Origin of the sequence: Hyphomicrobium sp. ghe19 (genome assembly GCF_902712875.1) — a bacterium.
Classification (GTDB): domain Bacteria; phylum Pseudomonadota; class Alphaproteobacteria; order Rhizobiales; family Hyphomicrobiaceae; genus Hyphomicrobium_B.
Genome location: NZ_LR743509.1, coordinates 3,785,004 through 3,804,375, shown reverse-complemented (window position 1 = coordinate 3,804,375; position 19,372 = coordinate 3,785,004). Strand labels below are relative to the sequence as shown.

Below are 19,372 nucleotides of genomic sequence, written 5' to 3'. Positions count from 1 at the left end.
GGCGCCAGCCGAAGCGGAACACGAATTGTCCGGAGCGCGGATTGCTCCAACTTTGACGCTAAAGCGGATAGCGTGCGGCTGGTACGGTCGAACGGGCTGCGATTTTGCTGATCCTGTTGGGTCGTTTCGGTCCGACTTTGGAAGAAGCCAACTGAGACCTAGGTCGAAGACGGTACGCCAAGGTTCTGGAAGTCTCGCCGACCAGCCGCGAGTCGAATTGAAGAGGCCTGCGTTGATCGGTGATGACAGCCTTTGAAAAAGCGTTCGCTCACTGGGTAAACGCTTGCACTTGGCGTCAGACCTTCGTCCCGCCGAGCTAAGACCTTTGGGCGATGATGCTTCGTCTACCGCCCGATGCAGAGCGCAGCGCCTCTAGGTATCAATAATCATCGGCACTGAAGCTGAACGCGTCCTCAGCGACCAAAGTTATAAGTGATCGCTTCTAATTGAGGGCAGGGAAGCGGCCCTCGATACCCGGACTCGGAATGAACATGCGGACACTCGTCGTCGAGGATGATGTCATCACAGCGCAGGTCATGGCATCGAGTTTATCTGCCGCTGGCTTCGTCGTGGAAGTTTGTAGGCAAGGCGAAGATGCGTGGTTCCTCGGAGCGACGGAAGACTTCGACGTTGTTTTCCTGGATCTGGTACTTCCTCAGCTTGACGGCCTCACCGTGTTGCGCCGCTGGCGAAAGCAAGGCCGCGACATGGCCGTAATCGCAATGGCCGCAAAAGACGGATGGTCGACCCGCGTCGAAACCATCAACCTGGGCGCCGACGATTTTCTGACGAAGCCGTTTCAGATGGAGGAAATGATTGCTCGCGCCCGGGCAGTTTTGCGCAGGAAGCATGGGTATTCGGCGCCGCATCTAACGGCAGGCGACGTGGTGCTCGACACCAGCACGATGAGGGTCGCGGTTGAAGGCCGTCCAATCCGCCTATCGGGCCTGGAATACCGGCTGCTCAGCTATCTGCTTCATCACAAGGGTCGCGTGGTGCCCGGCACGGAACTCGGCGATCGACTCTATCGCAACGATGAGCCGCGCGAAGCCAACGCCATTGAGGCGCTCATTCTGCGCCTCAGAAGAAAGCTCGGGGTGAAAATAATCGAGACCCGCCGAGGGCTAGGCTATTGCGCGAGAGATAACTGATCCTAAGAGCTTCTCTCTCGGCGGAATAAACCTCTAATTAACGACCGTACTCACCTTACGAAACTGTATGTCAAAACGGCTCATTCGTTCATCTATGTGACAGGCAAAGCGCCTTATGACCTGGGCACCACGTCGATATGACGTTTCAAAACTTAGGAGCCAAAAAATGAAGACAGCTATGACAGTGGCGATGGCCGCAGTCGCGATGATGCTTGGCGCAGGCGTTGCAGGCGCAGCCGAGAAGGTCGTGAAGCATTCGCATCATTCCCATCATCAGGCCCATGCGATCCATAAGTCTGGAAAGCACTATGCTTCCAAGCACAGCCACAAACACATTGCCTCGAAGCCCGGCAAGAAGCACTACGCGTCGAAGCATACGCATAAGCACCTCGTATCGAAGCGCACGCACAAGCCTGTCGCTTGACGATCAATGAGGTGAGCGGCACACCGCCTCTCACCTCGTTTTTGCCCAAGCTTTTCTGCGTAGCGCGAGGCTTTGAGCTAGCGAGTTAGCTCGTCGATCAGCAACCGTTGGCCCGCATGCACTGGCCGTACCCCCGGCCATCCGTTCCCCACTGGTCGAAGCAAGCGTGACGTGCTTCGCGACAGCGATTTGGGGCAGGATCAGCAGCCGGCTGGTTGCCATAACCCATGGCTTCCCACGGGACGTCGACGACGACGCCGACACCCGGGCCGCCCCATCTGCCGCCGTCCCCGCCACCGCCACCATGGCCGTCCGTCTTACGTACGATGGAATTGTCCTTTTGCGGGATCACGCCGACGGAAGCTGCCACCGCGCTGCTTGCGATGGCTGCGCAAACTGCGAAAGCGATTGCGATTGTCTTCACGGTCTCTCTCTCCAAATGACGTGCCGATGCAAACGGCATGGTTGAGCACAATGATTGCCGGCGACTATTGATCGCTCAGCGGAGAGGGAGGTAATTTGTGCGCACGGTTTCGGGGGCTCGAATGAGCGCCCCAAAAGAGGACGAATCCCGCGCATCTGCCCCAGGGTATGCGCGTCTGCCGGCCCGCAGGCTTAATCGCGCGCGCTTTGCAGAATGGCGTCGCTCAACATTTGCGATAGGCCGATCAGCTCGTGCAGGCCCGTTTTGTCGTCCTGCAGAATTCCAAGCGTGACGTTCTGGCCATCAGTGTCCACGCTTGCGTAGCAAATCGCTTTGAGATCGCCGCCTTCGGCGCGAGCTAAAAGCTCCTTCAATCCGGCGATAATTCGCTGCTTTTCTTCCAGCTCTTTCTTTGCGCGCTCGCCACTCAGCAGAACCAGTTTTCCCATAGGCTCACCTTCCGCATCAGCAACAGAAGTTCAGACCAAAGCCATGCTGGCACGTGTCGGCCATGGTCGTCTTCAGCGCTCTCGCCGTTTCGCCCTCTTTTTGGGTCCCCGGAGGAGAGTTGCCAAGGCAAGTGTTACACGGCGGACTCGCCTGCGATTTGGGCCAGACCCAGATAATCGTCGCGCGCGCACGATTCGCCGCCGAACCCGCAGTTTCACAAACACGCGCCACCCGGTTTTCAAAGGATGCATGGGGGCTCGGCATCCGGAGGCGTTGCCACCAGGCGCGTCTCGCACTATCGATCGGGGAAACGGAGGGGAAGATGAAAAAGATTCTCGCGCTCGTCTCGCTAGCGATGTTCGCCGCGTCGCCTGCCTTTGCGCAAACGCGGCTTCGCACGCCGACCCCGAACTCCAATGCGCCGATGATTAGAATTCCCCCGTCGAGCCTTCCCGGTACCGGCGTGTCCGAACAGAATACATCCTCGCCCGAGGCCACGTACCCGAAGCCGATAAAGCAATACTACGACCCGTTGTTCAACGACCCGACGCAGCGGAACCCGAACCTCCGCAACCGCTAGGCATCGCGCTCGAGACGTATCGATCGGTTGAAGCTCTGAACTCCCGAGCTCTATCCCACGGTAACCCGTTCGTCAGCAGTCATCGTTGTGGGCCCGCGCGATGCGAGACCACGGCAGAGATGTCCTCCGTGGTCTGAAGTGCCGGGCGAGAGCCTTCTGGCACCGGCGCTAGGAAATGCGAGTGCTGACGATACCTGCCGCAGGGCGGAGTTGCTGAGAATTTGTCCAACGCCGATAGTCAGCGCGCCGCACGCAATCCGGGAACGAATCAGTTGTCGTAACGTTGATCTTTCCGAACACGGGAAGGACCAACGTATGAAGATTGCCCAGGTTGCGCCCTTGATTGAGAGCGTCCCGCCAAAACTATACGGGGGAACCGAGCGTGTTGTTTCATATGTCACCGAAGAGCTCGTGAGCCAAGGGCACGACGTAACGCTCTTCGCGAGCGGCGACTCCATAACATCGGCGAAGCTGGTGCCGTGTTGCGAAAAATCACTCAGGTCCAGTCCCGGCGTACGCGATCCAATTCCTTACTACATGGTGATGGTCGACAAAATTCGCCGTATGGCCTCGACCTTCGACATCATCCATTTTCACATCGATCAGTTTCAGTTTCCGGTCTTCAGGGCGATCGCTCATAAAACGCTGACGACGCTTCACGGACGCCAGGATCTTCCGGACCTGAAGCTCCTCTATCGTGCGTTTCCCGAGATGAGCCTCGTGTCCATTTCGGATTCGCAGCGTCGGCCGATCCCCTACGCGAGTTTCGCCGGAACGGTCTATCACGGCCTCCCGGACGATCTGCACCGCCCGACATTCGATCCGCGCGGCGGCTACCTCGCCTTCTTGGGGCGCATCTCACCCGAAAAACGGCTCGATCGCGCGATTGAAATCGCTCGCGCCGCGGGCTTCCCACTGAAAATCGCGGCCAAGGTCGATGCGGTAGACGTTGAATATTTCGAGGCAACGATCAAACCGCTGCTTCATGGCGATGATGTTCACTTCGTCGGCGAGATCAATGACCGGGAGAAAACGAAATTTCTCGGAGAAGCGTCCGCATTGCTCTTTCCGATCGACTGGCCGGAACCTTTCGGCATGGTGATGATTGAGGCAATGGCCTGCGGCACTCCGGTTCTCGCATTCGACCACGGGTCAGTCAGAGAGGTTATCGATGAGGGCATAACCGGCTTCATCGTGGATGATGTCCAAAGCGCAGTCTCAGCCTTGCCAGGCGTCCTGGCGCTCGATCGCAGACGCATTCGTCGGCGATTCGAGGAGAGATTTACAGCTGCATCGATGGCTCAAGCTTACGTTGCGCTTTACGAGCGTGTTCCTGCCGCGACCGGCCGCTTGCCAGCCTCGCGCAGTGATGAAATCCGCCCCGTCCACGAGACCCTCGTCAACTGACGCAGTGGCACTTGCCACTTCAAGCGCCTAACGTAAAGGTTAGGCGCGGTCTTTTTTTGAACGGAGTTTTGCGATGGCCGTTCCGCCATCACAGCAGCTGGATCATCCGCCAGAGCACGAGCCTGAGCATATCCACGCTGAGGCCGATAGTTCGCCGCGAGCCCACGAAACGCTAAAGCACGATGATGCCTTCGTGGTCGTCGATACGCACGGCGACATAGGTGCATTCGGCAACCACGCGGATGGCTTCTTTTTCAAGGACACGCGCTACCTGTCGCGGCTCGAACTGCTGATAGCGAGGCGCCCGCCGTTGCTTCTCGGTTCCACGCTCGACCGGAAGGACCTTCAGCTCTGCTCCGATCTCACGAATACTGACGTTTACTCGAACGGTGCGCTTTGGCTTCACAAGGATGTCGTGCACGTTTTCAGAACGACGTATGTCCGCGACGCAAGCCTGCGACAGCGACTCGTTCTCACGAACCACTCAAATATTGATCTTTACCTGCCTGTATCGGTCTTCTTCGATTGCGATTTCTTGGACATCTTTGAAGTCCGCGGCATGCGCCGCGAGAAACGCGGAACGGTCCGCCGAACTGTGGATTCCTCAGATTCCGTCAGCTTCAGCTATACGGGGCTTGATCGCATCGTTCGGAAAACGTCGGTACATATCGATCCCGAGCCCCTATCACTGAGAGAGACGTCTGCATTCTTCCGGCTGCATATCCCGGCCAAGCAATCGCGACGCGTTTACGTGACCGCTTTGGCGGAGGGCGATCGCCTAAGCCCACCGTGCTCTTACATCAAGGGATTACACGATGCGCACCTGCACCTGCGCCGGGCGGAGTTGCAGGCGACGAGCATCGAGGTTTCACGTCCCGATCTCAACCACGTTCTGAAGCGCGCGATGGCGGATCTGCGATTGCTGATCACGGAAACCGCCGACGGCCCTTATCCTTATGCGGGTACGCCGTGGTACTCGACGACCTTCGGCCGCGATGCATTGATAACGGCGCTTCAGGTGCTATGGCTCGACTCGTCCATCGCTCGCGGCGTGCTTCGTCGCCTCGCTCGCTTTCAGGCGAGCGAACACGATGCGGCAGCTGACGCTCAGCCTGGAAAAATTCTCCACGAAATGCGTAACGGCGAAATGGCTGCGCTGCGCGAAATTCCGTTTGGCCTCTATTATGGCAGCGTCGATTCAACCCCGCTCTTCGTTGTCTTGGCCGGAGCCTACGTCGCGGCGACCGACGACAAGGACTTTCTTCGCGAAATTTGGCCGGCGGTCCTCAAGGCTCTCGAATGGATAAACGGCCCGGGCGATCCGGACGGTGACGGGTTCGTCGAATATGCACGCGAAACCGAAGATGGATTGTCGAACCAGGGATGGAAGGACAGTCACGATTCGGTCTTCAACAAGGATGGAAGCCTCGCAGAGGGGCCGCTCGCACTCGTGGAAGTTCAAGGCTATGTGTACGAGGCGAAGATTGTTGCCGCGCGCATGGCCTCGATGCTTGGCGATGATGCATCGAGCCGTCGACTGAAAGCCGAAGCAATCGAACTGCAAAGAAAATTCGAGGAGAAGTTTTGGTCTCCGGACATCGGCATGTACGCGCTTGCGCTGGATGGCCGCAAAAATCGTGTCGACGTCCGATCGAGCAACGCCGGCCACGCACTGAGTTCTGGTATCGCCAGTGCAGACCGGGCATCGCGCGTCATCAAGCAAATGCTGGATGCGAGCTTCTTCTCTGGCTGGGGCATCAGAACGATCGCGACCAGCGAAGCCAGATACAACCCGATGTCGTATCACAACGGGTCGATCTGGCCGCACGACAATGCGATGATTGGTGCGGGTTTCGCCCGTTACGGAAAGCCGGAAAAGATCGAATCCGTCTTTAATGGTCTGCTCGACGCTGCCCTCAACATGTCGCAAGGCAGACTGCCGGAATTGTTCTGCGGCTTTCGGCGCCGGGCAGGGCGCGCGCCCATTCTTTATCCAGTGGCATGCTCGCCGCAAGCCTGGGCGAGTGGCTCGATGCCCTATCTCTTGGGGTCGTTGTTGGGTATCGAAATCGACGGCGCTTCCCGGACTGTTACGCTCAATTCGCCTTATCTGCCGGAGCGAGCAGGTGAGATAACGGTGCGGAATATGCGCGCTGGCGATGGGGCTGCCGATTTTGTGTTGCGACGGAAAGACGGCGCCGTGACGATCGATATCACGAACAGCAGCGGCGGCGCGAAAGTCGTCTTGGCATAAATCCTTACGCCGCGGCCGATTGAAGACGCCGCACCTCGAGATCGACGAGGGACTTGTAAGCGCCGGCCTTGTTGATCAAAGTTTCTGGCGTATCGTCTTGCACCACCTTGCCATTCTGAATGACGACGATGCGGTCGAAATTCCTCAGCGTCGATAGGCGGTGCGCAATAGCGATCACCGTCCTTCCGTTCATCAGCGTCGTGAGGGCTTCTCTGATCAGCTCCTCCGAATGACTGTCGAGCGCGGACGTCGCCTCATCGAGAAGAAGTATAGGCGCGTCCTTCAAGAATGCGCGCGCGATCGCAACGCGTTGCCGTTGTCCGCCCGAGAGTTTCGCGCCCCGGTCGCCGACGATCGTGTCGAGACCGGCAGGCAGCTGCTCGATGAAGCTGAGGCATCGAGCCATCCGCGCCGCTTCAATAACGTCATCATCGCGCGCGCCCGGCCGCCCGTAGCGAATATTCTCTCTGAGCGTACGATGGAAGAGGCTCACGTCTTGAGGGACGACGGCAATGGCCTTTCGGAGAGCATCGTCTGGCAACAACGCGCCGACTTCGCCGTCGATAAGAATTGCCCCGGATTGCACGTCGTAAAATCTCTGTATGAGCGAAAAGATCGTCGATTTCCCGGCTCCCGATGGCCCAACGATACCAACCCGTGTTCCAGGCTCGATCTTGAGATTCAACGACGAGAAGACTTGCTTGCCATCCGGATAGGCGAATCCGACATCGCGGAACTCCACCGCTCCGCGCGCCGCAGCCACACGCTTCGCAGACGAATTGACCGGGAGAGCGTGCGGCGTCAGGAGCGTCCGCAAAGCTTCCGAAAAGCGCGCCAAGTGCTGCGTAACGTCGACGAGGGCAACGGCCAGATCCCGCGTCGCGCTCAAAATGGAAATGCCGAGCGTCGAGACGAGCACGACGTCGCCGGCGGTCGCCTCGCCCCGCTGCCAAAGAACGATCGACCAAGCGAGAACGCAGCACGTCAGCAATGCCGTCGCAATGGCATGAAAAATTCTGAGCCGTTCCAGGAAGTATAGGCTTTCCTTCCGCGCGCGCACCTCCCGGCTGATGACGCCCCCGAGACGGCGGTGCTCGCTGCGCATACGCCCGAAAGCCTTCACCACCGAAATATTCGAGATGACGTCGATCATGTCGCCATCGACGTTTGCCGCTTCGCGCGCGTACACATGGTGAAGTGGCGTGCCGCGAGCCGCCCAGTAAAACATGAAGACGACAACAACTCCGACGACGGCGGTCAACGTCAATGCCATCGCGACGCTCACGGTCGTCAGATAAATGATCGCAACGATGGTCGCGACGAGCGGAGGCATGGCATTGAACGTAACCATGGTCTCGGTCGTGTAGAGCGCGTTCGCGGTGGCTGTGATCCGGCTGGTGAGCGCGCCGGGTGCCTGCCCTTGAAAAAAGCTCGGCGCGTGTCCCGTTAAATGCCGGAAAAGCTTTCGCCGGACGCGCCCGGAAACGCCGGTAAACGTCGAATGCCCGATCCAGGCCGCGAGGCGCCACGACAGGTTATCGGCGGCGATGAAGCCGATGACCATCGCAAAGGCGACCCAAACAGCTCCGTGTTGTGAGGGATTCGATAAAGCGTCGACCAGTTTCTTCAGACCATACTGCGTCGACACGGAGAATGTGACGGCCGCGATGACCGACGCCAGTATTGCAACATGGCTCCAGCGATAGCTGCCAAGGATCGCAATAATAAAGCGGTAGGGGTGCTTTGCAAAAGCCGACAAGTCGTTCGTCAAGATGCGCTTCCCTCGAGACTCGGGGCATTTCGATTTGGAGGGCTTGAACTCGGCCTCGGTCCGCAACGTCCGCAGAAGAGGCGGTCGAGCACCAACTTTAAAGCTACGTCTTTTATTCAACTCTGCAGATGAGACCATATCAACGTCGGGCTGCGACTGGTTAACCTACCCTCAGACCGCTGATCATTACGAACATGCTCATCCGAAAACACACTCAGGCTTCTCGTCCGGAACTGTGATTTGGCTCCTAAGTTCCTATGTGAAGATGGGGCAAATAGGACTGAGTATGATGATGAAATTTTTGATTGCCCTCTCGTCAGGCTTGATCGTTGGCATGTCACAGGCAGCATTCGCGCAAAGCACGGCAGCTCCCGTTGGCGCAACGGGGGCGACTAGCACGACGAACAGCCCTCTGACGCCGGCGATTGCCAATCCGTTATTGGGGGCGACGTCGAGTTCGCAGCTTCCATCGTTTCTTGTGCAATCTCCGCCGGAAACGATCAGAATAGATACGTCTGCGCCGAGTTCGCTCAGTCTCGTGATTGGGCCCACCAATTCCAACACGGCAGTGCTGAATGGCGACGTCTTGACGTCTTCGACGCCACCCGCATCGGGGATCGCCCTCAATGCTTTTGTGACCCAAAGCGGACTATCGGCCCCGCCCGCTCCATCGGCGATTTCTCCGAGCTTCTACCCATCGCCGCTTGCTGTGCCGACTTCCACGGCAAACTTTCTATCACAGTTCCAGGGCGGTTTGACGGGTATCGGGATAACCACCGGCAGCACCTTGCCGCCAGCCGCTGGACCAACCGGCACCTCTAGCACGCCTGGCGCGACGTCAACCCGAAGCTCTATTGGAACCGCGAGATCATCGAGCCGAAGCTCGGGCCGTTAGAGAGATCGCATCGGGCCCTTCTGCGCTGACGCCTGCGTTCGTTCGCCGCAAGAAATAGGTTTGAACGCTGTGTCCGGGAACAACCAACCTCAGGCGTTGTTCTTGATCGGCGAGGGGCCAAGGCTCCAAACTTTTGAGGAAAATCGACCGCAATATTTTCTGCGGGTGTTCTGCATTCACAGAGGAACGGGTACATGAAATTAGGCGAATTCACGCGGCGCGCACGTGCGTCCCGGTTGGACAGGAAGGCAAAATATGAGGCGGCCTTCGAGCGGGCTCGCCGGGATTTAAATTTGTCCGAGGGTTCGGCCCTGTGGTCGCGTCCAGCGACTCATCATACGTTTATAAGAAGTAGTTCTGATGGAGCCGATGGCACAACGTACGGGAAGCGCTGATCTTCCGCTGCATGGCGGTCACGTGCCCGCGTGGCTCTCCGCCCGGATGGCTTCGCTCGGCGCTGTGATCTGCGAGGCAATCGTGCAGGAATATGGGCGAGACGAATTATTGAGCCGTCTCGCCCATCCGTTTTGGTTTCAGTCGTTCGGCGCCGTCATGGGGATGGACTGGCATTCCTCTGGCGTGACGACGACGGTCATCGGAGCATTGAAGCGCGGGCTTGAACCCGCGCAGGACGAGTTAGGCGTCTACGTTTGTGGCGGCCGGGGCAAGCATTCGCGGCGTACACCGGAGGAATTGCGCGCAATCGGTGGACGCGTCGGCATCGATGCCGACGAATTGACCAAAGCAAGCCGTCTTGTCGCGAAGGTCGACAGCGCGGCCATTCAGGATGGCTTCGATCTTTATCTTCACGGCTTCTTCGTGACCCGCGAAGGTAACTGGACTGTCGTCCAACAAGGAATGAACACGGATAAGGGACAGGCTCGCCGCTACCACTGGTTTTCGAAATCGCGATCGAACTTCATAGATGAGCCCCATGCCGCAATCGATGGCCCGGCACAGGGTGAAATCGTCAACCTGACCGATCGGCGGGCGAACGCGTCGCGATCGGCACAACTCGACCTGCTATCGACTTTGGGGCCGGATAGAATAGTCGCCGAGCTATTGGAGCAGTCGAAGCCCGAACAACCCGAGCAGCTGTCGCTGCCCCATCTCGAGATGCCTGCTCACCATGAAGTCCGATCGAGTGACGTCTTCATCCGTCGCCTGCACGGAACGCTGGCCGCCGCGACCGAGCAGGGTCCTACAGATTTTCCTGACCTGCTACTGATACCGGGAGTAGGCGCAAGAACCGTTCAATCGCTCGCCATGGTCGCCGAAGTCGTGCACGGCGCCCCGTATCGGTTTCAGGATCCCGCACGGTTTTCGCTCGCGCACGGCGGCAAGGACAGTCATCCCTATCCCGTTGCGACAAGCGTCTACGACGAAACGATTAAAGTCCTGAAGTCCGCGGTCCAAAAAGCCAAGCTTGGAAATAGCGAAACGCTCGCCGCGCTGAAGAGGCTCGATGATCAAGCGAGAATGCTGGAACGCACAGCCAACGGTCCCACGTTCGAAACATACATCGCCCGCGAACAAGCAGCCTCGCCGTCTCTCGGCGGCCGCTCCGTTTTCGGCTGGGAAGGTATGACGACGCCGATGTCCAAGTCTGGCGGCACGCGTTAGTTTTTAGGCCGCCCTTGAAGACTCGCAATGAGCGCTTTCAATCCCGGCTCCCGGACTTTTTTGACCGCATCATCTTGCGAAAACCACACGCGCGTTCGCTGGTCCTGCTCGCGCCACCGCTTCCGTTCTTTCTTCACCCATAAAATGTAGCAGTTGACGGTGAGGACGCGAATGTCTTCTCCAGTCCTCTTCCGGTAGCGATAGCTGCCGATTGGCTCACCGGAGATCTTGCCCGTTACGCCCGCCTCCTGTTTGGCCTCCCGCGCAGCCGCGTTGGGATCGCTCAACCGCTTCGATGGCCAACCTTTCGGAATGACCCACCGCCCCGTCTCTCTGGAAGATATGAGAAGGATCTCGAAACCGCCGCGCGACTTGCGCAGGGGAAGAGCTCCAACCTGTAGAATTGTCATAAATTTCTTCCATTCCAGCAGATAGGCGATGGCGCCCATATCACCGATTTGACGGAACGGGGCTTTGTTTAGAGGGTTTCAGGAACCTTCCTCCCACGGGCCCTGTTATTTTTCCAGACTATGGATAGAGGAAAAATCCGTAATGGCCATCTATACCGATCCACAAACGGGTCAGCGCCGCGAAGTCGACGATCTTTCGCGCCCTGCGACGGGCTTTTCGCTTGGGATCGTTGCCCTCTTGATCGTGCTGGCGCTCATAAGCTGGTATTTCTTCGGCCGCGTCAGTCCTAGCGTCGACACCGCTAATACCGGCGCCTCCACGGTCACCGAGCCCGCGTCGCCTTCGTCGCCGAATGCGAGCCCGACCCACCCGAATTCCGGCCCGTAAGAGGGGAAGCCAGCAGATGACTACGCCGCGGCCCGATGACACCGATCATCCGGCCCGTCTTTGCGAGCGATCGCCATAGTGCAAGTTCGGACTATTTCGATTTGGATTGTTCGGATTTTGCTTTTTCGGACAGCTTCTCGACGAGATCTTTATCGATAAGGGGCGGCCTGCGGTCGACCGGCCGTATCGGTTCGTCTTCCTTGCGATCGACCGCGATCGGATCGCTACCGGGGAAGGTCTCCTTCAAAGCTTCGTTCAGCTCCTTGTCCACCTGAGCCTTCGACTTCTCGTTACTCATTGAGGTTCTCCAAGCGCCCTCCACCAGCCGACGCCCGGCAGGTTAGGCTCCATTTGACTGAACGTCTTTATGAAAGCAGCAGTTCCGATACGATGAAAGCAGCAGTTCCGATACGGACAACGGTCGATTAAGAATAGAAATTTGAGCGCGAGCCGAGAAAAACCGATAAACACAGCGGTGAATTTAACGGTCGGAGACCGAAATGAACAGACTGCTGCAGAACCAAGGCTTCAGGATTCACCTGACGGCCTACGTCATCGTCAATGTGATCCTTGCAATCATAAATTTCATGAACCCCGAAACCATCTGGTTCTACTGGGTGCTTCTCGGCTGGGGCATCGGTCTTTTGGCGCACGGCTATTCGGTATGGCGGGCGCCGTCTCGCCCTGTGAGGCCCGTGCGGCCCATACGTCATTGACCATACGAAGCGAGTCCTAGCGATTGCATTGAGTGCTTCGCAAACCTGCGGCGAGAGACCATTTCGCACGCGCGCATGACAAGAGATCTGTGTGCTGATCGAGTGCGCGCGGCGATATCACATAATGAAATGCAAGCTTTCCGCTTAAGACGGAATTGAGTTTCCTAACCTCCCATTGCGGCTATGAGCTGAGTTCTCCATCCCAAGCGTTAGTGCTTGAGCCCGAACTTCTGCCGCCGCAGGGAAGGCTATGACACTAGCACATCCGTATATGCCTCGCGGCCCTGTTCATTCGCTAGCCGCCACATTCGCCATCGCAGTTTTTACAACTCCCCTCCTTGCGCAAATGCCGGCCGGCCCGCCAGTCGTCGGATACACGATCGCCGAAAAGAAGCCCGTTACGCAGGTGGAGGAGTTCATCGGCCGCATCGAAGCGGTGAACACGGTCAATATTGTCGCCCGCGTCACGGCACAGCTGGAAGAGACGACCTTCGTCGAAGGGACGGAGGTAAAAAAAGGTGACGTGCTTTATCAGCTCGAACGCCCGCCCTTTGAGGCGCTCGTTCAAAACGCAGAAGCGGCCGTAAATCAATATAAGGCGCTGCTTCGCAACGCCGTACTGACCACGGGGCGTGCCAAGTCCTTGCTATCCGGACCGGCCGGCCAGCAAGCGAGTGTCGACAGCGCAATCGCGCAGCAGCACGCCTATGAAGCTCAAATTCTCGGCGCCGAGGCGCAGCTCAAGACCGCAGAAATCAATCTCGGCTACACGACGATCACCGCGCCGATCGATGGCAAGATCGGCCGTACGGCCGTCAACGTCGGCAACATCGTCGGACCGAATTCCGGAACGCTCACAAAGATCGTGAGCCAGGATCCGATGTACGTCGTCTTTCCGGTGTCCGTACGGACGCTGCTGGAGTTGAGCAAAATATACGTGCCAAAAGGCGGCTTCAAAGCGGTCGTGCTGCGCGTCCGCCTGCCCGACGGTACGCTCTATCCTGAGAGGGGCAAGCTCGACTTCGTCGATCCCACGGTCGCGACCAGCACCGATACGGTCCTGGTGCGGGGAGAAATTTCCAATCCGCTCTTGAGGCAGGCGAAGCCTGGTGAACCTACGCTTCGCCGGCTCATTGATGGAGAATTCATCACCGCGCTCATCGAGGGCGTGCAGCCTATCATCGCGCTGGCGATTCCACGGTCTGCGGTCCTGTCGGATCAGCAGGGCGACTATGTGTACGTGATCGGCCCGGACGACGTGGTAACGCAACGCAGGATTCAACTCGGTCAGTCGACGCCGGCCCTGGCGATGGTGTCGACCGGACTGAGTGAAGGCGAAAGGGTCGTTACAGAAGGAATCCAGCGAGTCCGGCCGGATATCAAAGTGGTGGCGCAACGGGCCGGTCCCGACCCGACCAAATCCGACGGTCAATAATAATGTTCTCAGCTATCTTCATTGATCGGCCCCGCTTAGCAATTGTCATTGCGCTCATTATTACGATCGCCGGCCTTCTTGCCCTCTCGCAGATTCCGGTAGAGCAGTTTCCAAACCTTGTCCCGCCGCAGGTCCAGGTTTCGACGACATATCCGGGCGCCTCGGCCGCCGTCGTCGAATCCTCCGTCGCCCAGCCGCTTGACGCCCAGGTGATCGGCGTCGACAAGATGCTCTATATGAAGTCGAACAGCGCCAACGACGGCAGCTACGGTCTCACCGTGTCGTTCGAGTTGGGAACCGACCCTGACATCGATACGGTCAACGTCAACAATCGTGTGCAGGCAGCTCTTTCGAGACTTCCCCAAGAAGTCCAACACCAGGGCATCACGACACAAAAGCGATCGTCGGCAATCTTGCAGTACATTTTTCTTTACTCCGATAACGGCAAGCAAGATCCGCTATTCATAACCAACTACGCGACGATCAATGTAATCGATCGCTTGTCCCGCATCGATGGCGTCGGACAGGCGAGCCTCTCCGGTGCGCAAAAATACTCGATGCGCATTTGGTTCAATGCGCAACGCCTCAACAACCTGGGCCTTCAACCATCCGACGTCGTTGCGGCCGTTCAGGCGCAAAACGTGCAAGCGCCGATTGGACGTATCGGCGCACAGCCGGCCTTGCCGGATCAGCAGTTTCAGATGAACCTGCAGACGCAGGGAAGGCTCGAGACGCCTGAGCAATTCGGCGATATCGTCATTCGTTCAAATCCCGACGGCTCTTTGCTTCGCGTACGCGACGTCGCCCGAACGGAGATGGGCGCTCAGAGCCTCGATACCCACAGCCGCTTGAACGGCAAGCCCGCCGTTTCGATCGCCATCTATCTCTCTCCCGGCGCCAACGCGGTGAGGACGTCGGCGAGCGTCGCCAAAGCTCTGGATGAGTTGTCCACGCGATTCCCCGAAGGGCTTAAAACACGCATCGTCTACGATAGCTCGACGTTCGTCGGCGATACGATCCACGAAGTCATTCGCACGATCTTCGAAGGCTTCGTTTTGGTTATCCTCGTCGTTTACCTATTTCTCGGAAGTCTGCGCGCAACGATCATTCCGGCGGTCGCCATTCCAGTCAGTCTGATCGGCGCATTCGCCGTCATGATTGCGATGGGCTATTCATCCAACACCGTCTCGCTTCTCGCGCTCGTGCTGGCAATTGGCATCGTCATCGACGATGCGATCGTGGTCGTCGAAAACGTTGAGCGCGTGATGGAAGAGGAGCCGGAGATCTCGCCCGTTGAAGCAACAAAAAAGGCGATGCGGCAGATCACGGGGCCGGTGATCGCCATCACGCTCGTGCTGCTTTCGGTGTTCGTTCCCATCGCCTTTATTCCAGGCCTGACTGGAGAACTCTTTCGTCAGTTCGCAGTGACGATTTCGGCGGCAATGCTGATTTCTGCGTTGAACGCTCTGACGCTTTCGCCTGCGCTTTGCGCGCTGTTTCTCCGGCCTCAGGAGAAGCGCGGCGTGATGGGATACGTTCTCAGGTGGATTGACCGCGTGCGGGCCGGATATGGATTGATCGTCCGGCGGTTGGTCCGCGTATCATTCCTGAGCATCATAGCCATCGTCGCGTGTGGTGTCGGAATCTTGCTGATGTCGAAAATAACGCCGACCGGATTCATCCCCGAGGAGGACCAAGGCGCATTCTTCATTTCGGTTCAGTTGCCGGATGGCGCATCCGTCAATCGCACGACCGGCGTCGTCAAGCAGGTCGAAGATGTCTTGAGGGGAATGCCCCAGATCAAAGATATGATCGCAATCATTGGCTTCTCCATCCTGGACAGTGGCGCGCAGCCGAATTCCGCCTTTATGGTCGCCCGTTTGAAGCCCTTTGCAGAACGCACGGCTCCGGAGGATTCCGCCCAGGCCTTGATCGCGAAGGTGACCGAAGCCGTGCAACGGATCAGCACCGCGCAAATCTCCGCGTTCAATGTGCCGCCCATCGTCGGTCTGTCGACCACTGGTGGCTTCCAATATCAGCTTGAGAATCTCGAAGGGACAAGTCCCGAGGCTATGGGCAGCGTCATGCAGGGGTTGATCGCCGCTGCAAATCAGAACCCGGATTTGCGGCGCGTGTTCTCGACGTTCACCGCGTCCAACCCCTCGATCTACTTGGATATCGATCGCGCGAAGGCGCAGGCTTTGGGTTTGGAGATCGCCAATATTTTCGCAGCCCTCCAATCGACCCTGGGCGGCACCTACATCAACGATTTCAATCTTTATGGACGCACCTGGCAGGTCAACCTTCAGGGCGAGGCAGCCGATCGCAGCAAGATAGATGCGATTTGGAAAATCTACGTTCGCAACAACACCGGCCAGATGGTCCCACTGCGGTCCGTCGCAACCATCTCGACCGTCCTCGGGCCGCAGACGATCGCCCGCTACAACAACTATCGATCGATAACGATCAATGGCTCGGCAGCTCCCGGCGTCTCTTCGGGGACAGCTCTGCAGGCGATGACGGATATTTCGGCGAAGACGCTCCCGCCCGGTTACGGATTCGAATGGACCGGGACCGCTTACCAGGAACATGAATCGCAAGGGCAGACCAGCATCATCCTAGGTCTCGCGGTCCTGTTCGCGTTCCTCTTCCTCGTCGGGCTCTATGAAAGCTGGATGATCCCGATTCCGGTTCTCCTTTCGGTTACCGTTGGCGTGTTGGGCTCCTATGTTGGAATAAAGCTCGCAGGGCTGTCGCTCGACATCTACGCGCAAATCGGGCTCGTCGTTCTCATCGCGCTCGCCGCGAAGAACGGCATCCTGATCGTCGAATTCGCGAAGGAGCGCCGGGATGAGGGTCTTTCAATTCACGAAGCGGCCATGCTCGGCTCCGAGATGCGGTTTCGCGCCGTCATCATGACGTCCATCGCATTCGTCCTTGGCCTGCTTCCGCTCGTCATCGCGACTGGGGCGGCAATGATCAGCAGACGAGACGTGGGAACGCCTGTCTTCGCCGGCATGCTCGCCGCGAGCCTCATCGGGATTTTCATAATCCCGATGCTGTATGTCGTGTTCCAGACGATCCGCGAACGCGCCAAAACCTATTTCGGACACGGCCCGGCCGACAAGAGCCACCCGGCTAGCTGAGCCGGGGGGCGAGAGGAGGTCGGCAGGGTAAGGCATGACGGCGAAATCGCGCAGATTTGCCGGTGACGACGGTGTGGTAATCCGACGGCGGCCGGGCTAGAAGCGCCCTATGAATTCCTCTTCCTCAAAAAGCGCAGGGATCCCCGCTTCGGCCCCGTCCAATATCGGATCTGAAGGATCGGTCAGGCCTACGCCGACGCTCGCCGAAGGCTTCGTGCTGCTCGACAACAGCACAAGCCTCGAAGCCGTATCGAAGCTCTTCGAGAAGCCGGTCGAGATCATTCGCGCCGACGCTCCAGAAGACGTCGAAGCGGCGCTGGCGGCGCTCCAGGCCGGCATTGCCCGAGGCCTGCACGCGGCAGGCTTTTTCTCTTACGAGCTCGGATACCTGCTTGAACCGAGGCTGACGCGTCTTCTGCCGGCGCAGCGCAAGGTGCCCTTCCTTTGGTTCGGCCTATACACCGCGCCCCGCGAAATGACAGGCGCCGAGGTCCAGGGATGGCTGACGCAAGAGGCAATCGGCAATCCGACGCTGGGCGAACTGGCTCATAGCTGGGACAGCGTCTCGTACTTGAAGCGCTTCGAGGAAGTTCAAAAGAACATCCGCAGTGGCGACATCTACCAGCTCAACCTCACGTTCAAAGCAAAGTTCAATCTCGAAGGCTCGCCGCTCGCCCTCTACCGCGACCTCCGCCTGAAACAGCGCGTCGCCTATGCGGGGCTCGTCGATACCGGTGATGTAACGATCCTCTCCGCGTCGCCGGAGCTCTTCATCGATCTCCATGATCGCCTCATTGAAACGCGACCGATGAAGGGAACCGCGCCGCGTGCCGGCACGCCCGAAGGCGAAGCCGAGGTGCGCCACGGACTTTCGACCGACGTCAAAAACCGCGCCGAAAATTTGATGATCGTCGATTTGATGCGCAATGACTTGGGCCGGATCGCCGACCTCGGATCGGTAAGCGTAACGGATCTCTTCACGATCGAGACATTCAAGACCCTTCATCAGATGACGTCGGGCGTTCGCGCGCATCTGAAGGACGGCGTCGGCATAACCGACATTCTGAAGGCTATCTTTCCGCCGGGTTCCATCACCGGTGCTCCGAAGATCAGGGCAATGGAGCTGATCCGCGAACTCGAAACCGAAGCTCGCGGCGTCTATTGCGGAGCCATCGGAAGTTTCTCGCCGGACGGTTCGGCACAATTCAACGTCGTGATCCGCACGGCTGTGATCGATCGCAGGGGCGCCGGCGAAATGGGCATAGGCTCCGGCATCGTCGCTGATTCCGACGGGCCGAAAGAATATGCCGAGTGCCTGCTCAAGATGAAGTTTCTGACCGACCCCGTTCGCCGGTTCGAGCTGATCGAAACGATGGTCTACGTGCCGGGTGAAGGCGTGTGGCTCAGAGGCTATCACCTCGCACGGCTGGCCGCATCGGCGGCCTATTTCGGATTTGCCTACGACGCAACGAAAGTGCGCGACGCAATCGATGCAGCGATCGCCGAACAACCCGATATGCGACGCCGTGTAAGGGTCGTTCTCGATGAAGATGGAGCCGTTTCGGCGACAGCAACTCCGCAGCCGGAAACCGCAGCCGACGCCGTCATGCGCTACGTCATCTCCGACACGCGCTTGAACAGTGGCGATTTGTTTCTCTACCACAAGACGACGCGCCGAGAGCTTTATGACCGGGAATGGAAGCACTATTCCGATACGCTCGGCGCCGATGAAGTGATCTACCTCAACGAGAACGGCGAGCTCACGGAAGGCAGCCGCACCACGATCTTCATCGAAAGGGATGGCAAGCTCTTAACGCCGCGCCTCGCAGCGGGTCTTTTGCCCGGAACGCTTCGGGCAGCTCTTATCGATGAGGGGAGAGCCGTCGAGGCCCCGCTGAGGATTGAGGATATCAACTCGGCACGCGCGATCTACCTCGGAAACTCGGTGCGTGGTCTTGTTCGCGCCGAGCCTCTTGTGCCTCGCCTATCGGGCGACCACAGGCACCAGGACTGATCCTTTGTCGGCTCCGTTATCGACGGGCCATTGCGAGACGGGGCTTACCGTCTTCACGGAATTCTTCGTCTCGTGATGAGAAGCAACGGCGATCGCCGCGAGAGCCGCAAGCGTCAACGCAACAGCCGTCACGATGGCTTTCGATGAAAGCCGCGCGCGTCGTGCAAAGACTTGAGGAATCTCTTTCGTCATTCCTTGAGCGATAATCAGCAGCATGACGTCGCTCTAGTCCGCCGGATGCCGCGCGACACCTGCGCACATCGTGAACGGACGGTCTCCGAAAG

At 58.4% G+C, this 19,372-nt stretch carries 17 protein-coding genes; 11 read left to right on the top strand and 6 right to left on the bottom strand.

Annotated elements, in window-relative coordinates; genetic code table 11:
• Window positions 1-485: 485 nt before the first annotated feature.
• Both AACL53_RS17950 and AACL53_RS17945 read left to right on the top strand, forming a co-directional pair.
• A complete protein-coding gene (locus AACL53_RS17950; RefSeq protein WP_339085912.1) occupies window positions 486-1,151 on the top strand; it encodes a response regulator transcription factor in 666 nt (221 codons plus the stop codon).
• A 166-nt stretch (window positions 1,152-1,317) separates the two neighbouring features.
• Window positions 1,318-1,575 (top strand): hypothetical protein, encoded by a 258-nt coding sequence (locus AACL53_RS17945; RefSeq protein WP_339085911.1) that lies wholly within the window; start codon window positions 1,318-1,320, stop codon window positions 1,573-1,575.
• A gap of 97 nt (window positions 1,576-1,672) precedes the next feature.
• Here the strand turns inward: AACL53_RS17945 and AACL53_RS17940 are convergent, their stop codons facing one another.
• Together AACL53_RS17940 and AACL53_RS17935 are read right to left on the bottom strand one after the other, a co-directional pair.
• Window positions 1,673-1,999, bottom strand: a complete 327-nt coding sequence (locus AACL53_RS17940) for a hypothetical protein (RefSeq protein WP_339085910.1) — start codon at window positions 1,997-1,999, stop codon at window positions 1,673-1,675.
• A gap of 191 nt (window positions 2,000-2,190) precedes the next feature.
• On the bottom strand, window positions 2,191-2,448 hold the full coding sequence (locus AACL53_RS17935) for a hypothetical protein (RefSeq protein WP_339085909.1): 258 nt from the start codon (window positions 2,446-2,448) through the stop codon (window positions 2,191-2,193).
• A 323-nt stretch (window positions 2,449-2,771) separates the two neighbouring features.
• On the opposite strand from AACL53_RS17935, the gene AACL53_RS17930 reads away from it, so the two are divergent.
• From AACL53_RS17930 to AACL53_RS17920, 3 genes are all read left to right on the top strand, one after another.
• Window positions 2,772-3,029 (top strand): hypothetical protein, encoded by a 258-nt coding sequence (locus tag AACL53_RS17930; protein WP_339085908.1) that lies wholly within the window; start codon window positions 2,772-2,774, stop codon window positions 3,027-3,029.
• A gap of 315 nt (window positions 3,030-3,344) precedes the next feature.
• Entirely contained in the window at window positions 3,345-4,436 is a 1,092-nt protein-coding gene (locus tag AACL53_RS17925; RefSeq protein WP_339085907.1) for a glycosyltransferase family 4 protein, read from the top strand.
• Window positions 4,437-4,509: 73 nt separating this feature from the next.
• Window positions 4,510-6,690, top strand: coding sequence for a glycogen debranching N-terminal domain-containing protein (locus AACL53_RS17920; RefSeq protein ID WP_339085906.1), 2,181 nt, complete (start codon window positions 4,510-4,512; stop codon window positions 6,688-6,690).
• Window positions 6,691-6,694: 4 nt separating this feature from the next.
• Here AACL53_RS17920 and AACL53_RS17915 read toward each other — a convergent pair whose 3' ends face one another.
• Window positions 6,695-8,461 (bottom strand): ABC transporter ATP-binding protein, encoded by a 1,767-nt coding sequence (locus AACL53_RS17915; protein WP_339085905.1) that lies wholly within the window; start codon window positions 8,459-8,461, stop codon window positions 6,695-6,697.
• Window positions 8,462-9,725: 1,264 nt separating this feature from the next.
• Here AACL53_RS17915 and AACL53_RS17910 point away from each other — a divergent pair.
• Window positions 9,726-10,979 carry a DUF763 domain-containing protein gene (locus AACL53_RS17910; RefSeq protein WP_339085904.1) on the top strand — a complete coding sequence of 418 codons (1,254 nt, stop codon included), beginning with the start codon at window positions 9,726-9,728 and terminating at the stop codon, window positions 10,977-10,979.
• Here the strand turns inward: AACL53_RS17910 and AACL53_RS17905 are convergent.
• Window positions 10,976-11,389: an NUDIX hydrolase gene (locus AACL53_RS17905; RefSeq protein WP_339085903.1), complete on the bottom strand. Its 414-nt coding sequence runs from the start codon at window positions 11,387-11,389 to the stop codon at window positions 10,976-10,978. The two genes, AACL53_RS17910 and AACL53_RS17905, sit on opposite strands and share 4 nt — an antisense overlap.
• A 142-nt stretch (window positions 11,390-11,531) precedes the next feature.
• On the opposite strand from AACL53_RS17905, the gene AACL53_RS17900 reads away from it, so the two are divergent.
• On the top strand, window positions 11,532-11,777 hold the full coding sequence (locus AACL53_RS17900) for a histone deacetylase (RefSeq protein WP_339085902.1): 246 nt from the start codon (window positions 11,532-11,534) through the stop codon (window positions 11,775-11,777).
• Between the two features lie 91 nt (window positions 11,778-11,868).
• Here AACL53_RS17900 and AACL53_RS17895 read toward each other — a convergent pair whose 3' ends face one another.
• Window positions 11,869-12,075: a hypothetical protein gene (locus AACL53_RS17895; RefSeq protein WP_339085901.1), complete on the bottom strand. Its 207-nt coding sequence runs from the start codon at window positions 12,073-12,075 to the stop codon at window positions 11,869-11,871.
• Between the two features lie 202 nt (window positions 12,076-12,277).
• On the opposite strand from AACL53_RS17895, the gene AACL53_RS17890 reads away from it, so the two are divergent.
• From AACL53_RS17890 to pabB, 4 genes are all read left to right on the top strand, one after another.
• Entirely contained in the window at window positions 12,278-12,493 is a 216-nt protein-coding gene (locus AACL53_RS17890; protein WP_339085900.1) for a 2TM domain-containing protein, read from the top strand.
• Between the two features lie 250 nt (window positions 12,494-12,743).
• Window positions 12,744-13,928: an efflux RND transporter periplasmic adaptor subunit gene (locus AACL53_RS17885; protein WP_339085899.1), complete on the top strand. Its 1,185-nt coding sequence runs from the start codon at window positions 12,744-12,746 to the stop codon at window positions 13,926-13,928.
• Between the two features lie 2 nt (window positions 13,929-13,930).
• Entirely contained in the window at window positions 13,931-17,074 is a 3,144-nt protein-coding gene (locus tag AACL53_RS17880; RefSeq protein ID WP_339085898.1) for an efflux RND transporter permease subunit, read from the top strand.
• 109 nt (window positions 17,075-17,183) lie between these two features.
• Window positions 17,184-19,088 carry an aminodeoxychorismate synthase component I gene (gene pabB / locus AACL53_RS17875; RefSeq protein WP_339085897.1) on the top strand — a complete coding sequence of 635 codons (1,905 nt, stop codon included), beginning with the start codon at window positions 17,184-17,186 and terminating at the stop codon, window positions 19,086-19,088.
• Here the strand turns inward: pabB and AACL53_RS17870 are convergent.
• Window positions 19,059-19,304: a hypothetical protein gene (locus AACL53_RS17870; RefSeq protein ID WP_339085896.1), complete on the bottom strand. Its 246-nt coding sequence runs from the start codon at window positions 19,302-19,304 to the stop codon at window positions 19,059-19,061. The two genes, pabB and AACL53_RS17870, sit on opposite strands and share 30 nt — an antisense overlap.
• Between the last annotated feature and the right edge of the window lie 68 nt (window positions 19,305-19,372).

Coding starts and splice junctions, on each gene's coding strand:
- AACL53_RS17950 (WP_339085912.1), top strand. CDS start 486: ATGAACATGCGGACACTCGTCGTCGAGGATGATGTCATCACAGCGCAG.
- AACL53_RS17945 (WP_339085911.1), top strand. CDS start 1,318: ATGAAGACAGCTATGACAGTGGCGATGGCCGCAGTCGCGATGATGCTT.
- AACL53_RS17935 (WP_339085909.1), bottom strand. CDS start 2,448: ATGGGAAAACTGGTTCTGCTGAGTGGCGAGCGCGCAAAGAAAGAGCTG.
- AACL53_RS17930 (WP_339085908.1), top strand. CDS start 2,772: ATGAAAAAGATTCTCGCGCTCGTCTCGCTAGCGATGTTCGCCGCGTCG.
- AACL53_RS17925 (WP_339085907.1), top strand. CDS start 3,345: ATGAAGATTGCCCAGGTTGCGCCCTTGATTGAGAGCGTCCCGCCAAAA.
- AACL53_RS17920 (WP_339085906.1), top strand. CDS start 4,510: ATGGCCGTTCCGCCATCACAGCAGCTGGATCATCCGCCAGAGCACGAG.
- AACL53_RS17910 (WP_339085904.1), top strand. CDS start 9,726: ATGGCACAACGTACGGGAAGCGCTGATCTTCCGCTGCATGGCGGTCAC.
- AACL53_RS17905 (WP_339085903.1), bottom strand. CDS start 11,389: ATGACAATTCTACAGGTTGGAGCTCTTCCCCTGCGCAAGTCGCGCGGC.
- AACL53_RS17900 (WP_339085902.1), top strand. CDS start 11,532: ATGGCCATCTATACCGATCCACAAACGGGTCAGCGCCGCGAAGTCGAC.
- AACL53_RS17895 (WP_339085901.1), bottom strand. CDS start 12,075: ATGAGTAACGAGAAGTCGAAGGCTCAGGTGGACAAGGAGCTGAACGAA.
- AACL53_RS17890 (WP_339085900.1), top strand. CDS start 12,278: ATGAACAGACTGCTGCAGAACCAAGGCTTCAGGATTCACCTGACGGCC.
- AACL53_RS17885 (WP_339085899.1), top strand. CDS start 12,744: ATGACACTAGCACATCCGTATATGCCTCGCGGCCCTGTTCATTCGCTA.
- AACL53_RS17880 (WP_339085898.1), top strand. CDS start 13,931: ATGTTCTCAGCTATCTTCATTGATCGGCCCCGCTTAGCAATTGTCATT.
- pabB (WP_339085897.1), top strand. CDS start 17,184: ATGAATTCCTCTTCCTCAAAAAGCGCAGGGATCCCCGCTTCGGCCCCG.
- AACL53_RS17870 (WP_339085896.1), bottom strand. CDS start 19,304: ATGCTGCTGATTATCGCTCAAGGAATGACGAAAGAGATTCCTCAAGTC.